Genomic DNA, 14,650 nt, shown 5'->3' on the forward strand with positions numbered 1-14,650 from the left:
TCACGAGGGCCGCGCGCCCGGTGGGCGCCGGACCGCGGGGCGGTGGGCATGTCGGGATCGACCTGGGTTACTTGGTGGACCTGATCTCGACGAGCATGTGGTCGCGGCCCTCCGGGTCCGCGGCCTCACCGACCGGCGTCCAGGAGTTCTTGAGGACGTCGAACGACTTCTCCTCGGTGCCCACGGTCATGTCGACCGCGGTCGTGTAGTCGTTGCCCTTGATCGCGTAGACCGCGGGGATCTCCAGGGTCAGCCAGCCGGAGCTGCCCACCACCTTGAAGCAGATCTTGTCCGCCTTGTCGCGGGCCATGATCTCCAGCAGACCGGTCCCGCTCGCGCAGTCGGCCAGGGTGATGTGCCCGTCGCCGCGCTTGAGGAGGATCTTCTTCTCGGCCAGGATCTTGTCCGCCAGCGGGTAGCCGAAGTCCTCCACCGCGTAGCCGGGGGTCTCCCCCGCGACCAGCGCGGTGGGGTTCGCCTCCTGCGAGGACCCGCCGGGAATGCCCGTGGTCGCCGTGATCCACGCCAGGGCGCCGACTGCGGCCGCACCCAGTGCGCGCACCGCGAGCCGCCCGCGCTGCGACCGCGCGGACATTCTGCCGTTTTTCTTCATTGCATCCCCAAGTTCATCGCCGACGGCCGGATGGGCGTCACCGGGGTCGAATTCGGGCGCACGGGATGCGATATCGACATCGCTCCGCCGGGTATGCCCCAACTCCCCTGGAAAGCAGCCCCCTTACCCCTCGAAGCGAGAGGTCCCCCGTCTCGGTAATCGTCATCCGCTTTGCCATACCAACATGAAGCGACTTCCAGGTCGAGTGCCGAGAACCGCACATAAAGCGACATTCCGCATCGGCAATCGGTGATCCGCGTCACACGAGGTAAAGGTTGTACGGGAGGTTGTGGAGGATCTGTAAATGCTCTCCGATCAACAGTCAGAAGTCCGGAATTCAACCGTAGTTGTCGAGCGGGACCGCACAACTGGTCCCTTTTTCCTGACCGGTTGATATGGTCCGGGGCGACAAGAAACGCTGTCTGTACGCCACTTCACAGCTCATGACCATTCATCCCACGGGCATGTCGGAAATGTGCTCACCCATGAGATCCGACATGTCCGTTCAACAACTCACGGGGACACATCACTTATGCAGACCGTTTTCTGGAGCCGGCGCCGCGTGCTCGGCGCACTCGCCGCCACCACCGCCCTGGCCTCCGCACCCTCGGTGCTCCTCCCCCCGGCCGCCGCCGCGGCGGAGGGTACGGCGCCCGACCCGGTCCCGCTGCCGGACACCGAGCGGGCGAAGGTCGTCAAGGCCTGGATATCGGGCGGAAAGGGCGTCAAGGCCGCGGCCGCCGCCGCCCTTTCCGGCTCCGACAGCGAGATCCAGACCTTCCTGACCGAGACCCTGCCGGTCCAGACGGTGCAGGACAACCGCGTCGCCATCGTCAGCAGCCTGGACCGCGCGGGCAAGGGCCTGCGCCGTGCAGCGGTCGCCGCTCTCGACAGCGGTGACGCCGCCATCGCCGAGTTCCTGGCGGGCGGCTTCAAACCCGCCATCCTCGAGGACCTCCAGGTGGCCACCTCCATCGTGTCGGCCACCGGCGACAAGGCGGTCCAGCGAGACGCCACCGCCGCCCTGAACACCGGCACCCAGCCGACCCTCATCACGTTCCTCACCGACAAGCAGTACGACGCGCGCCTGGAGGACGCCCGGGTCCAGGTCTCCGCCATGCTGACGCAGGCCGGCCCCGAGGTGCAGAAGTACGCCGACCGCGCTCTCAGCGGCACCGCGTCCGACGTGGAGTGGTTCATCGAGACCGGGCAGCACATAGCCCGGGCCCGGGACCAGGAGTCGGCGACGATCGAGGAGCTCGTCGCCGTCGTCGTACGGGAGGGCAAGCGCGCCGAGCGGGAGACGAACCTCGCCGTCGAGGCCTCCGCGCGCGCCCAGACCGCGGCCGAGAAGGCGAAGGAGGCGGCGGAGAAGGCCGCCGCCGAGGCATCCGCCGCCAAGGAGGACGTGCAGAAGTCCGGGGCGGCGGCCCGCAAGGCGGCGTCCGCCGCGAGGGGCGCGGCGGACGCCGCCCGCAACGCCATCAACGCCTCGAACGCCGCGGTGCAGGCGTCCCGCCGCGCCTCCTGGGCCGCCACCGGTGCCGCCCAGGCCGCCGCGAACGCCGGCAGCGCCGCGGCCCGCGCCTACAACGCCGCGATCGGTGCCTCCAAGGACGCCGGCAAGGCCGAGGCCGCCAAGAACGCGGCGGTCGCCGCCCGCAACGCCGCGGCGAAGGCGCGCACGGCGGCCAAGGCCGCCGACCAGGCCGCCATCGCCGGAACCAAGGCCGCCGCCGCCGGTTCCGCGGCCGCCTCCGCCGCACGCAACGCGGCCGCCGCCGCGAACGCCTCCGCCCAGGCCGGTGCCGCCGCCGGCGCCGCCCAGTCGGAGGCCGCGGAGGCCAAGCGCCAGGCCGCGATCGCCTCCGCCGCCGCGAACCGGGCCACCAACGCCGCCTCCACCGCCCAGGCCCTCGCCGCGTCCGCGGCCACGGCCGCCCGCACCGCCCGGGACGCGGCCAACTCCGCGGCGGACCACGCCGACAAGGCGGCGGCCGCCGCCGAGGAGGCCGTACGGAACGCGGGCAAGGCCGTCGACTACGCCAACAGGTCCACCGCCCACGCGGCGGCCGCCGTACTGGCCGCCAACACCGCCACCAAGGCCGTCTCGGACGCCATCCTGGTGGAGCAGAACGCGCGGAAGGCCGAGGCGGAGACCCTCGAACAGGACAAACTCCAGGCCATCGAGGAGGTCCGGCTGCTCGCCGAGATCGAGTCGAAGGAACTGACCACCTATCAGAACAAGGTGGCCCAGGCCCAGCAGACCGATCAGGCCACCAAGGACCTGATCGCCAAGGCCGAACAGGCGCTGGCGGCGGGCGACATGGCGGGCGCGGCGGTCCACGGGCGCAAGGCGGCCGTCGCCCTGCTCAACTCCAGGGGTGCCTGGACCCGGCAGGCGGCCCAGTTCGCCCTCTCCGGCACGGACGACGACGTGTACGCCTGGATCGACCTCGACCGGGTGCTGGCCCAGGGACAGGACGACCGGGAGACCACGCTCCACGTGGCGACGGTCGCCGCGCCCAAGATCGCCGAGGCGGCCCTGAACGCCCTGCGGAGCACCGAGGCCAAGGCGGTCGGCGACTTCCTCACCAGCGGCATGAAGAAGGCCTCCGACGAGGACAACCGGGTGGCGATCGGCCGGATCCTGAACTCGAACCCGGGCAGGGCCGTCACCGCCGCGGCGAACAAGGCCCTCAGCATCAACACCACCGAATCGCTGCAGAACTTCTTCGACCACGACTACCCCCTGGCGATCGCGGAGGACGACGCCGTCCTCACCGGCCAGCTCATGATCAGCGGGGGTGCCTTCACCCGGGCGTACGCCGAGGTGGCCATGGAGGGGCCCACCTGGATGCGCCGCAACTTCGTCTCCCTGGTGCAGTACCGGACGGCCCAGCTCGACCACGACACCGCCACCCACGTCGCCGCGGTCCGTGGCGCCATCGCGGCCGCGGCGAAGATCGCCCAGAAGGCGCAGGAGAACGCCGCCCTGGCGTCGAAGGCCGGCGCCGACGCCCGCAACGCCGCCGCCGAGGCCAAGGAGTGGGCGGCCAAGGCGCTCGACTCCGCGGCCAAGGCCGACAGTTACGCCGACGAGGCCCGGCGGAACGCGGACGCCGCCGACAAGTCCGCGGCCGACGCCAAGGCGTCCGCGAACAGGGCGACCGCGGCGGCGTCCACCGCCCGGCGTGCCGCCCGCTCCGCGAACTACTCGGCGAACAAGGCGATGGACTCCGCCCGCGCGGCCCTCAAGTCGTCGTACAACGCCCAGGCTTCGGCCGCCGCCGCCCGTGCTTCCTCGATCGCTGCGGGCAAGGACGCGGCGACGGCCGCCGCCGCGGCCACTCAGGCCAAGCAGATCGCCGCGGCCAAGCGCGCGGCCGAGGACAGGGCGGCTGCCGAGGCCGCCCTCGAGGAGGCCCGCCGGGCGCGGCAGAACGGCACCGACCCGGCCGACAAGGACACCAACGACCAGATCAACCCCAACGGCACCGGCGGGGACACCGACGAGTGGTGGAACGACGCCGGCTTCTACGCCGACGCGTTCAACGCCATCAGCGTCGGCGCCGGGTTCCTGGCCGCGGGCTGTGCCCTCGCCGCCTTCGTGTTCCCCCCGGCGGCCGCGGCGGCCGGCTTCTTCTCCGCGGTCTCGATGGGCGCCGGCGCCCTCGGCACCCTGTTCACCGGTATCGAACACGGCTTCTCCAGCGGCGAGTTCATCGAATCCGCCGTCGGCACCGGCCTGAGCCTGGTCACCTTCGGCCAGTCCAAGTGGATCGGCGCGGCGGACAAGGCGGCCGGCGGCAAGCTCATCAAGCCCGTCGTCGGCAAGATCGCCGACGTCGGCGAGGACGTCGTGTCGGGGGCCACCAAGGTCCTGTCGTCCATCTTCTGAGCAGCGGCACCGACGCACGCGCATCCGGCGGCCGGGCCACAGCCCGGCCGCCCCACGCCTTCCTTTTCCCACCCCAGCAGAGAGAAGTCATGACCTCGTCACGCATCAGATGGGTGCTGGTCGCTCCGCTCCTCACCATGGCCCTCACCGCGACCGGTACCGCCGGCGCCGCCGAGGACCGGCCCGCACCGGCCCGTACGACCCTCACCGCGGCGGCGGACCCGGCCGCGGACGCTGGTTCCACCGCTCCGTCCACGGTCCTGCAGAGTGCCGCGTTCGCCGCCGAGGACACCTGCACCCGGCTTCCCGCCGCAGCCCGCGCGACGGTCCCCGACGCCGTCACCGCGTGTGTGAGCGTGGACGGCGCGACGGCCGCGGCGCCCCGTACGAAGACCGCTGCCGCCGCCCCGGCAGCCGCCGGCCTCGCCGCCGACGACCCGGGCGGTGACGGTCTCGGCACGGAGTTCGAGCCGGACGCCGACGACCCCGAGCCGCCCCCGCCCTCGTGTGTGCTGACGAGTCCGGGCACGTGGACCTGGAGCCGCACCGGCGGCCTGTGCCTGAACGGCGCCGAGGTCACGTACACCCTCTACGACGCGAACGGCAAGACGATCGGCACCGGCCTCATCCAGGTCAACTCCACCCTCGCCACCTCCTACAAGTCCCTCGACCTCAACGAGACGATCACCGCGAAACTCGTCCGGGTCACCGGCGACGTGAAGAGTCTCGTGGTGAAGGTGCAGGTGGCCTGCGGTGCCGGCTGCACGACGGTGACGAAGCAGCCCTGGTACGGCACCTCGGAGCTGACACCCGGCGCGGAGAAGACCGGGAAGACCAAGTACAACGGCGGCGCCTTCGCGGCGAACACCACCCGTTCCTCCTTCCGCACCAGCTACAAGATGTACGTGACGATGCCCGGCGCGACCCCGGTCGACCCCAGCGCCTCCTGGTCCAGCCCCGCGACCGGCGAGATCCGCTGCGACATGGAGCAGCCCCGGTTGCGCGGCTGCGTCATACCGACCGACGAGATGCCGGTGCTGAGCTACTCACGGGGGCACGCGAAGTACGGCATCGTCGTGCCCATCTACGAAGAGATCATGAGGCGGCGGGGCACCGACGTCCTCCACGCGGTCAACCAGACCAAGGCGAACGCCAACCGCGCCGCGACCTGTACGCCCTTCACCAACCTGTACCCGGGGGTGACCGGCGCGGACAGTTGCGACGAGTTCCCGCCCGCGAGCACGTCGGAGGGCGGTCAGGACGGCACCCTGTGCGCCGAACTGACCCCGCAGGTGGTCAACGGCATCTGGTCCGCCCCCGCGACCTGGCCCACCCGCCCGACCACGGGCACCGAGACCTGCCTGCGGCTCCACATCACCCAGCGCGCCAACAGCTCGGCGGGCGGGGTCCTCGGCTCCCTGCGCAAGTACCAGCGGCTCGTGGACGGTGACCCGTTCCGCATCGAGTTCACGGCGTAGGGTCCGCGTCCCCCCGTGACCGGGCGCGCCGCCCGGACCCGGCATGATGAACCCGGCCCCGGCGTCCGCGAAGGACGCCGGGGCCTCGGCGAAGGCTGTGACCGACGGAGGCAGACATGACTGGCACGGACGTGCGTTCGCTCACCTGGGCGACGGCCTGGATGTGCGTCACTTTCACCCGGGGGCTGAGCCCTGACGAGGTCTTCGTCCGGTACGGGGCCGACCCCGGGCAGGCGCGTCCGCTCGACGCCGACGAGGCCGCGGACCTCCTCTCCGACTCCGGTGACGAAGGGGTCTCCCTGCTGCGGTCCGGGAGGCTCGGCGAGTGGGCCTTCTGCGTCGAGGAGGACGGTGCCGTCGGCTCCTGGAGGGAAGCACTCACGGAGCTGTCCCGCGGCACCGAGACGTACAGCGTGCTGACCACCGAGGGACTCGACGTGTTCCAGTACTGGCGCGACGGCGAGTGCGTCGAGAACTTCGAGCCGGGCATGGAGCACACGCGCCCCGCGCTGGCCGACTCCTGGTGGGACCGGGTGGAAGCGGCGCTCGCCGCGCACGAGGGTGAGGACACGGGGATGGCTCCGGTGGTGGCCCTGGTCCTCGACCACCTCGGCATCACCCTGGACGACGCCGCCCTGGCCGGGCCCTGGCCGAGTCTGACACTCGCCGAGGACGACGCGCCGTCGGCACCGCTCGGCGACACCTACGCCGGCGAGGGCCCGGTCCCGCCCCAACCGCCGTTCGCCGGGTGAGTCCTGACGGTGCGGGGACGGGACCTGCCCGCACCGGGGCGCCGCCGGGCCCGCCGTAGCGGGTACCGGCGTCAGCTCCTGGCCCACCGCTGCTTGCCGCCGCCGTTGCAGTACCGGACGTCGACCGACGTGCCCTTGCCGGTGCCCGCTCCGGCCGGGGGCCAGAGCTCGGTCCCCGTTCTCCGGCCTCCACAGGGAATCGCCGCGAAGACACCACAGCCCGCAAGGAACGTTTCCGCAGGGCCACTGAAGTGCAGGGTGGGGCGGGTGGGACTCGAACCCACGGCCGACGGATTATGAGTCCGCTGCTCTAACCGGCTGAGCTACCGCCCCATAGCGGCGTGTCGCGTACATGCGTGCGCGCCGTCTGCCGCAGCATAGCCGCTCATACGATCTCCTGCTCCGCAGGGGCGACTTCGCCTGCCCTTCAGGACTCCGCTGTGACCTGGGCAGTTCCCCCGGACATGAAAAAGGACCCCATCGGGGGCCCTTCCTCTTCCTGCTCTCCCGACTGGACTCGAACCAGTAACCTGCCGGTTAACAGCCGGCTGCTCTGCCAATTGAGCTACGGAAGATCGAAGCTCCCCCGACTGGACTCGAACCAGTAACCTGCCGGTTAACAGCCGGCTGCTCTGCCAATTGAGCTACGGAGGATCGCCTCGTTGCATCGAACGTACCTCCCTGGGTATTCGCCAGGGGGCGGGCGCTCGCTGCGACACATACATTAGCGCAAGCAGGGGGGTGCTCCGCCAATCGGTTCCGCCGACGCCGGGACCGACGCCGATACCGACACCGACGTCGCACCGGAGACCTACGCAAGGAAGGGTGGCCGCCATGCGCTACAAGCTCACGTTCGTGGTCGGACTGACTCTGGGTTACGTGCTGGGCACCCGTGCCGGGCGCGAGCGCTACGAACAGTTGAAGAAGTCAGCTCGTCAGGTCGCCCAGAACCCGGCCGTCCGCAACACCGCGGAGACCGCCGCACAGCAGGGCCGCCAGTTCGCCGGCAAGGCGTACCACGCGGTCAGCGACAAGGTGGGCGACCGGGTGCCGGAGTCCGTGACGCAGCGGGTGCGCTCGCTGCGGGACCGCAACACGAACGGCACCGCCCAGGACGACTGGGGCACGAGCACCACATGAACCGAGGGTGACGCGGCTCACTTCGCGGGTGCGGGACCGGCGCCGCCGGTCCCGCACCCGCGTGACCGCGCACACCGCGGCGACGCTACGCCCATAGAATTTCCGCCATGGGGATAGTCGCCGGGTTGGACAGCTCACCCGAATTCACTCGCATCGTCGTCTGCGACGCGGACACGGGTGCCGTGCTCAAACAGGGGTACGCGCCACACCCGGTCGAGGGCCGTCCGTCCGACGTCGACCCCCAGGCCTGGCTCCTGTCGCTTGGTGAGGCCGCCGGCGGCGGTCTCCTCGAAGGAGTGCAGGCCATCGGTGTGTCGGCCCAGCAGAACGCCGTCGTGCCGCTCGACGCGCAGGGCAACACCGTGCGCCCCGCCATGGTCGGCGGGGACAAGCGCGCACAGGTCGCCGCGGCCGACCTGGTGGACGCGCTCGGCGGACGGGAGGCCTGGGCGCAGGCCGTGGGGTGCGTCCCGCAGGCCGCGCAGCCCGTCACCAAGCTGCGCTGGCTCAGCAAGACCGAGCCCGACGCCGCCCTGCGCACCGCCGTCCTCCTCCAGGCGCACGACTGGCTGGTGTGGCAGCTGCTCGGCCGGCCGGTGCGCAGGACCACCGACCGCGGCGGCGCCTCCGGTACCGGCTACTGGTCCGCAGCCACCGGCGCCTACCGCTCCGACCTGGTCGAGCTGGCCCTCGGCCACCAGGCGATGCTCCCCGAGGTGATCGGCCCCGCGGACGCGGCCGGTACGACCCCGGAGGGGCTGCTGATCTCCGCCGGGACCGGGGAGACCATGGCCGCCGCCTTCGGGCTCGGGATCGGACTGGGGGACGCCGTGGTCTCCCTGGGTGCCTCCGGCTCGGTGATGGCCGTGCACCCCGAGGCGCTCGTCGACAACACCGGGATGATCACCGCCCTGGCCGACGCGACCGGCATGCACCTGCCCGTCGTCACCACCCTGAACGCCGTACGGACCCTGCGCGGGGCCGCCGAGATGCTCGGGCTGAGCGACCTGGAGAGCCTGTCCGACCTGGCGGTGAAGTCGACGCCGGGCGCCCACGGCCTCGTACTGCTGCCCTATCTGGAAGGTGAGCGGACGCCGAACCTGCCGCACACCGCGGGGACGCTGAGCGGGCTCCGGCGGGAGTCGATGAAGCCGGAGCACCTGGCGCGGGCCGCGTTCGAGGGCATGCTGTGCGGGCTCGCCGACGCGCTCGACGTGCTGCGCGGCCGGGGTGTCGAGGTGCGACGGGTCTTCCTGCTGGGGGCGGCCGCCGAGCTGTCCGCCGTCCAGGCCGCCGCGCCCGCGCTGTTCGGCGCGCAGGTCGTGGTGCCGCAGCCGGCGGACTACGCGGCGATCGGTGCCGCCCGCCAGGCGGCCTGGGCGCTCGGGGTGTCGCAGGGCACGCTCGACCCGCGCACCCCGCCGATGTGGCAGGGCCCGGCCGCGCAGGTCCTGGAGCCGGGCGAGGAGCTGGCGGTGGGACAGGCGGTGCGGCAGCAGTACGTGTCGGTCCGGGAGCAGACGTACCCCGGGGCGTTCCGCTAGAGCCGGAAGGTAAGGGTCCGGTAGGAGTCGGCGCTCACGGTGACCCGTAGGGCCGTACGCGGCACTGCTGTCGGCTTAATCGGTTGAGGTAACACCGGTGGAGTGTCCGACGATAGGGGCCAGGGGCAACCACTCGCCCCATCGCCGACTCCGAGAGACGTAGCGTGCTCATACGACTTCTGCGGACCTATCTCAGGCCCTACAAGAAACCCATCACCATCCTGGTGCTGCTGCAGTTCCTCCAGACCTGCGCCACCCTCTACCTGCCCACGCTGAACGCGGACATCATCGACGAAGGCGTCGTGAACGGCGACACCGGCTACATCCTCAGCTACGGCGCCCTGATGATCGGCATCTCGCTGGCACAGGTGGTGTGCAACATCGGGGCCGTGTTCTACGGCGCCCGGACCGCCGCCGCGCTCGGCCGGGACGTACGGGCGGCGGTCTTCGACCGGGTGCAGTCGTTCTCGGCGCGCGAGGTCGGCCAGTTCGGCGCGCCCTCACTGATCACCCGCACGACCAATGACGTGCAGCAGGTCCAGATGCTGGCCCTGATGACGTTCACCCTGATGGTCTCGGCGCCCATCATGTGCGTGGGCGGCATCGTGCTGGCGCTCGGCCTGGACGTGCCGCTGTCCGGGGTGCTGGTGGCCGTGGTGCCGACGCTGGGAATCTGCGTGACGTTGATCGTACGGCGGCTGCGGCCGCTGTTCCGGTCCATGCAGGTGCGGCTCGACACCGTGAACCGGGTGCTGCGCGAGCAGATCACCGGCAACCGGGTCATCCGGGCGTTCGTCCGGGACGAGTACGAGGAGAACCGCTTCCGGAAGGCCAACACCGACCTGACGGAGATGTCCCTCAGGACCGGCAACCTGCTCGCGCTGATGTTCCCGGTCGTGATGACGACGGTGAACCTGTCGTCGATCGCCGTGGTGTGGTTCGGTGCCCACCGCATCGACAGCGGCGGGATGCAGATCGGCGACCTGACCGCGTTCCTCGCCTATCTGATGCAGATCGTCATGTCCGTGATGATGGCCACCTTCATGTTCATGATGGTGCCGCGCGCCGAGGTGTGCGCCGAGCGCGTCCAGGAGGTCCTCGACACCTCCTCCAGCGTGGTGCCTCCCACGGCCCCCGTCCGCGAGCTGCGCCGGCACGGGCACCTGGAGATCCGGGGCGCGGGCTTCCGCTACCCGGGTGCTGAGGAGCCGGTGCTCAAGGCGATCGACCTGGTGGCCCGGCCCGGCGAGGTGACCGCCGTGATCGGCTCGACCGGCAGCGGCAAGTCCACGCTGCTCGGCCTGGTCCCCCGGCTCTTCGACGCGACCGACGGCGAGGTGCTCGTCGACGGCACCGAGGTGTCGACCATCGATCCGAAGCTGCTCGCGAAGACCGTGGGGCTCGTCCCGCAGAAGCCGTACCTCTTCGCGGGCACCGTCGCCACGAACCTCCGCTACGGCAATCCGGACGCCACGGACGAGGAGCTGTGGCACGCGCTGGAGGTGGCGCAGGCCAAGGACTTCGTCGAGCGGCTGGAGAACGGGCTGGACTCCCCCGTCGCGCAGGGCGGCACCAACGTCTCCGGCGGTCAGCGGCAGCGGCTCGCCATCGCGCGCACGCTCGTGCAGCGGCCGGAGATCTACCTCTTCGACGACTCCTTCTCCGCCCTCGACTACGCGACCGACGCGGCCCTCAGGGCGGCGCTCGCCGAGGAGACCTCGGAGGCGACCGTCGTGATCGTCGCCCAGCGGGTGGCCACCATCCGCGACGCCGACCGGATCGTCGTCCTCGACGAGGGACGGGTCGTCGGCACCGGCACCCACCGCGAGCTGATGGCGGACAACGAGACCTACCGGGAGATCGTGCTCTCCCAGCTCACGGAAGCGGAGGCTGCCTGATGGCCGGGCCCATGGGGCGCATGATGGCAGGCGGCGGTCCCGAGACCCGCTCGCTGGACTTCAAGGTGTCCGGCAGGCGGCTGCTCGCCCAGTTCAAGCCGGAGCGGTTCACCCTCTACGCGATGCTGGCCTGCGTGGTGGTGAGCGTGGGCCTGAACGTGGTCGGACCGAAGATCCTCGGCGAGGCCACCGACCTGGTCTTCGCGGGCATCATCGGACGGCAGATGCCGGCCGGCGCGAGCAAGGAGGAGGTCCTCGCGCGGATGCGGGAGCGCGGCGACGGTCAGGTCGCCGACATGCTCCGCAGCACCGACTTCACGCCCGGCGAGGGCATCGACTTCACCGCGGTCGGGCATGTCCTGCTGTTCGCGGTCGGGGTGTTCCTGATCGCCGGGCTGCTGATGGCGGTGGCGACCCGGCTGGTCAACCGGACCGTCAACCGCACGATGTTCCGGATGCGCGAGGACGTGCAGACGAAGCTGTCGCGGCTGCCGCTGTCGTACTTCGACAAGCGCCAGCGCGGCGAGGTCCTGTCCCGGGCCACGAACGACATCGACAACATCGGCCAGACCCTCCAGCAGTCGATGGGACAGCTCATCAACTCTCTGCTCACCATCATCGGCGTGCTCGCGATGATGTTCTGGGTGTCCTGGCTGCTGGCCCTGGTCGCGCTGGTCACCGTGCCGCTGTCGTTCGTCGTCGCCACGCGCGTCGGCAAGCGCTCGCAGCCGCACTTCGTGCAGCAGTGGCGCTCCACCGGCAAGCTCAACGCCCACATCGAGGAGATGTACACCGGGCACACCCTGGTGAAGGTGTTCGGCCGCCAGGACGAGTCGGCCGCGCAGTTCGCCGAGCAGAACGAGGCGCTGTACGAGGCCGGGTTCAAGGCGCAGTTCAACAGCGGGGTCATGCAGCCGCTGATGATGTTCGTCTCGAACCTGAACTACGTCCTGGTGGCGGTCGTCGGCGGCCTGCGGGTCGCGTCCGGTTCCCTCTCCATCGGTGACGTGCAGGCCTTCATCCAGTACTCCCGGCAGTTCTCGATGCCGTTGACGCAGGTCGCGTCGATGGCGAACCTGGTGCAGTCGGGCGTGGCCTCCGCGGAACGGGTCTTCGAACTCCTGGACGCGGAGGAGCAGCAGGCGGACCCGGTCCCGAGCGCGAAGCCGGAGGAACTGCGCGGGCGGGTCGCCCTGGAGCACGTCTCCTTCCGCTACGACCCCGAGAAGCCGCTCATCGAGGACCTCTCGCTGAAGGTCGAACCCGGGCACACGGTCGCGATCGTCGGCCCGACCGGCGCCGGCAAGACGACCCTGGTCAACCTCCTGATGCGGTTCTACGACGTCTCGGGCGGCCGGATCACCCTCGACGGGGTGGACATCGCCACGATGTCCCGGGACGACCTGCGCGCCGGGATCGGCATGGTCCTCCAGGACACCTGGCTGTTCGGCGGCACGATCGCGGAGAACATCGCGTACGGCGCCGCGCGCGAGGTCACCCGGGGCGAGATCGAGGAGGCGGCGCGGGCGGCGCACGCGGACCGTTTCATCCGCACGCTCCCCGAGGGCTACGACACCGTCATCGACGACGAGGGCAGCGGGGTGAGCGCGGGCGAGAAGCAGCTCATCACCATCGCGCGGGCGTTCCTGTCGGACCCGGTGATCCTGGTCCTGGACGAGGCGACGAGTTCGGTGGACACCCGCACCGAGGTCCTGATCCAGAAGGCGATGGCCAAACTGGCCCACGGCCGCACGTCGTTCGTGATCGCGCACCGCCTGTCGACGATCCGCGACGCCGACACCATCCTGGTGATGGAGAACGGCTCGATCGTCGAACAGGGCACGCACACCGACCTGTTGGAGGCGGGGGGCGCCTACGCCCGCCTGTACAAGGCGCAGTTCGCACAGGCGGTGGCGGAGGTGGACTAAACAGCGCGGGGGGCTGGACCCACGCAGGGGCGCGGGGAACTGCGCGACCAGCCCCCACCGGCCCGCAGACGGCATCAGTCCAGATAACCCCGCAACTGATCCGCGAAAGCGTGATCCCGCAGCTTGTTGAGCGTCTTGGACTCGATCTGCCGTATCCGCTCCCGCGTCACTCCGAAGATCCGCCCGATCTCCTCCAACGTACGAGGACGGCCGTCAGCCAACCCGTACCGAAGCTGTACGACCTTCCGCTCCCGCTCCCCCAGCGTCGACAGCACGGCCTCCAGGTGCTCCCTGAGCAGCAGGAACGCCGCCGACTCCACGGGGCTCGCCGCGTCGCCGTCCTCGATCAGGTCACCGAGGGCCACGTCGTCCTCCTCGCCGACCGGAGCGTGCAACGACACCGGTTCCTGGGCGAGTCGGAGGACCTCACTGACCCTTTCCGGGGCGAGATCCAAATGCGCGGCCACTTCCTCCGGAGTCGGCTCGTACCCGCGTTCCTGGAGCATCCGGCGCTGGACGCGGACGACCCGGTTGATCAGCTCGACGACGTGGACCGGGACCCGGATCGTGCGGGCCTGGTCGGCGAGGGCCCGGGACATGGCCTGGCGGATCCACCAGGTGGCGTAGGTGGAGAACTTGTAGCCACGGGCGTAGTCGAACTTCTCGACCGCCCGGATGAGGCCCAGGTTGCCTTCCTGGACGAGGTCCAGCATGGTCAGACCGCGGCCGACGTAGCGTTTCGCGACGGACACGACGAGCCGCAGGTTCGCCTCGATGAGGCGGCGCTTGGCCATCCGGCCGAGCACGACCAGACGGTCCAGGTCGAGCGCCAACTGGCTGTCCAGGTCGGGGGTGTTGCTCAGTTTCTCCTCGGCGAACAGGCCGGCCTCGACCCGGCGGGCGAGTTCGACCTCCTCGGCCGCGGTGAGCAGCGGGATGCGGCCGATCTCCCGCAGGTACTGGCGGAACAGGTCCGAGGACGGGCCGCCGGTGTCGACGCGGCCGCGGGGCGGCTCGGGCGGTTCGACCGGCTCGGTCTCCACGTTCTCGATCACTTCCGCGGGCGGGGCGTCCTGCTCCGCCTCGGGGTGGTGCGCGACACGGTTCTGCGGGGGCACCGCGACGAGGACGTCGGGATCGGCGTCCTGCTCGGTCGTGTCGTCCGTACTGTTCTCGGTCTGGGTGAGGGTCTGGGTCTGCACGGGGGCGACCTCCAGGATGATCGCTGCCAAGGAGGGCGGCAGCGGTACTTTGGGGGCGGAGTCGGCGGCCTCGCCGCTGTCCGTCCCGTACGCGATGAGCGGAACCGCGGGGGTCTGGGACCCGTCGGGGACGGATCGGCCGCGCTCCGAGGACTCAGGCACCGGAACCCAGTGTGGAGTACGACACATCGCCG

9 protein-coding genes and 3 tRNA genes are annotated in these 14,650 nt (G+C 70.7%); 7 read left to right on the forward strand and 5 right to left on the reverse strand.

The genetic code is table 11. The features are described 5' to 3' along the window. Positions 1–67 precede the first annotated feature (67 nt). Entirely contained in the window at positions 68–595 is a 528-nt protein-coding gene (locus ACIQJT_RS05980) for a hypothetical protein (RefSeq protein WP_402640262.1), read from the reverse strand. A gap of 550 nt (positions 596–1,145) precedes the next feature. Between ACIQJT_RS05980 and ACIQJT_RS05985 the strand changes: the two genes are divergently transcribed. The 3 genes from ACIQJT_RS05985 to ACIQJT_RS05995 all read left to right on the forward strand — a co-directional run bounded on the left by ACIQJT_RS05985 (position 1,146) and on the right by ACIQJT_RS05995 (position 6,744). Next, a complete protein-coding gene (locus ACIQJT_RS05985) occupies positions 1,146–4,514 on the forward strand; it encodes an ALF repeat-containing protein (protein ID WP_402640264.1) in 3,369 nt (1,122 codons plus the stop codon). Positions 4,515–4,603: 89 nt separating this feature from the next. Then, positions 4,604–5,992 carry a hypothetical protein gene (locus ACIQJT_RS05990; RefSeq protein ID WP_402640266.1) on the forward strand — a complete coding sequence of 463 codons (1,389 nt, stop codon included), beginning with the start codon at positions 4,604–4,606 and terminating at the stop codon, positions 5,990–5,992. Positions 5,993–6,108: 116 nt separating this feature from the next. Next, on the forward strand, positions 6,109–6,744 hold the full coding sequence (locus ACIQJT_RS05995; RefSeq protein ID WP_365450642.1) for a DUF6461 domain-containing protein: 636 nt from the start codon (positions 6,109–6,111) through the stop codon (positions 6,742–6,744). A 259-nt stretch (positions 6,745–7,003) separates the two neighbouring features. Here ACIQJT_RS05995 and ACIQJT_RS06000 read toward each other — a convergent pair. From ACIQJT_RS06000 to ACIQJT_RS06010, 3 genes are all read right to left on the reverse strand, one after another. Beyond that, positions 7,004–7,077: transfer RNA gene (locus ACIQJT_RS06000), tRNA-Ile, on the reverse strand. A gap of 169 nt (positions 7,078–7,246) precedes the next feature. Continuing rightward, positions 7,247–7,319 (reverse strand) — tRNA-Asn (locus tag ACIQJT_RS06005). Positions 7,320–7,325: 6 nt separating this feature from the next. Then, positions 7,326–7,398, reverse strand: a tRNA-Asn gene (locus tag ACIQJT_RS06010). A gap of 180 nt (positions 7,399–7,578) precedes the next feature. Here ACIQJT_RS06010 and ACIQJT_RS06015 point away from each other — a divergent pair. The 4 genes from ACIQJT_RS06015 to ACIQJT_RS06030 all read left to right on the forward strand — a co-directional run bounded on the left by ACIQJT_RS06015 (position 7,579) and on the right by ACIQJT_RS06030 (position 13,254). After that, positions 7,579–7,884, forward strand: coding sequence for a hypothetical protein (locus ACIQJT_RS06015; RefSeq protein ID WP_053847735.1), 306 nt, complete (start codon positions 7,579–7,581; stop codon positions 7,882–7,884). A gap of 107 nt (positions 7,885–7,991) precedes the next feature. After that, positions 7,992–9,428 carry an FGGY family carbohydrate kinase gene (locus ACIQJT_RS06020; protein WP_402640269.1) on the forward strand — a complete coding sequence of 479 codons (1,437 nt, stop codon included), beginning with the start codon at positions 7,992–7,994 and terminating at the stop codon, positions 9,426–9,428. 164 nt (positions 9,429–9,592) lie between these two features. Beyond that, positions 9,593–11,326, forward strand: coding sequence for an ABC transporter ATP-binding protein (locus ACIQJT_RS06025; protein WP_402640271.1), 1,734 nt, complete (start codon positions 9,593–9,595; stop codon positions 11,324–11,326). Further along, the gene (locus tag ACIQJT_RS06030; RefSeq protein WP_402640273.1) at positions 11,326–13,254 is read left to right on the forward strand and encodes an ABC transporter ATP-binding protein; all 1,929 of its coding nucleotides are present in this window, start codon (positions 11,326–11,328) and stop codon (positions 13,252–13,254) included. The genes ACIQJT_RS06025 and ACIQJT_RS06030 overlap by 1 nt, the downstream gene beginning before the upstream one ends. A gap of 74 nt (positions 13,255–13,328) precedes the next feature. Here ACIQJT_RS06030 and ACIQJT_RS06035 read toward each other — a convergent pair whose 3' ends face one another. Continuing rightward, the gene (locus ACIQJT_RS06035) at positions 13,329–14,618 is read right to left on the reverse strand and encodes an RNA polymerase sigma factor (RefSeq protein ID WP_402640275.1); all 1,290 of its coding nucleotides are present in this window, start codon (positions 14,616–14,618) and stop codon (positions 13,329–13,331) included. Positions 14,619–14,650: the final 32 nt, after the last annotated feature.

The sequence above is a fragment of the Streptomyces sp. NPDC091972 genome, from assembly GCF_044756385.1.
Classification (GTDB): Bacteria; Actinomycetota; Actinomycetes; order Streptomycetales; family Streptomycetaceae; genus Streptomyces.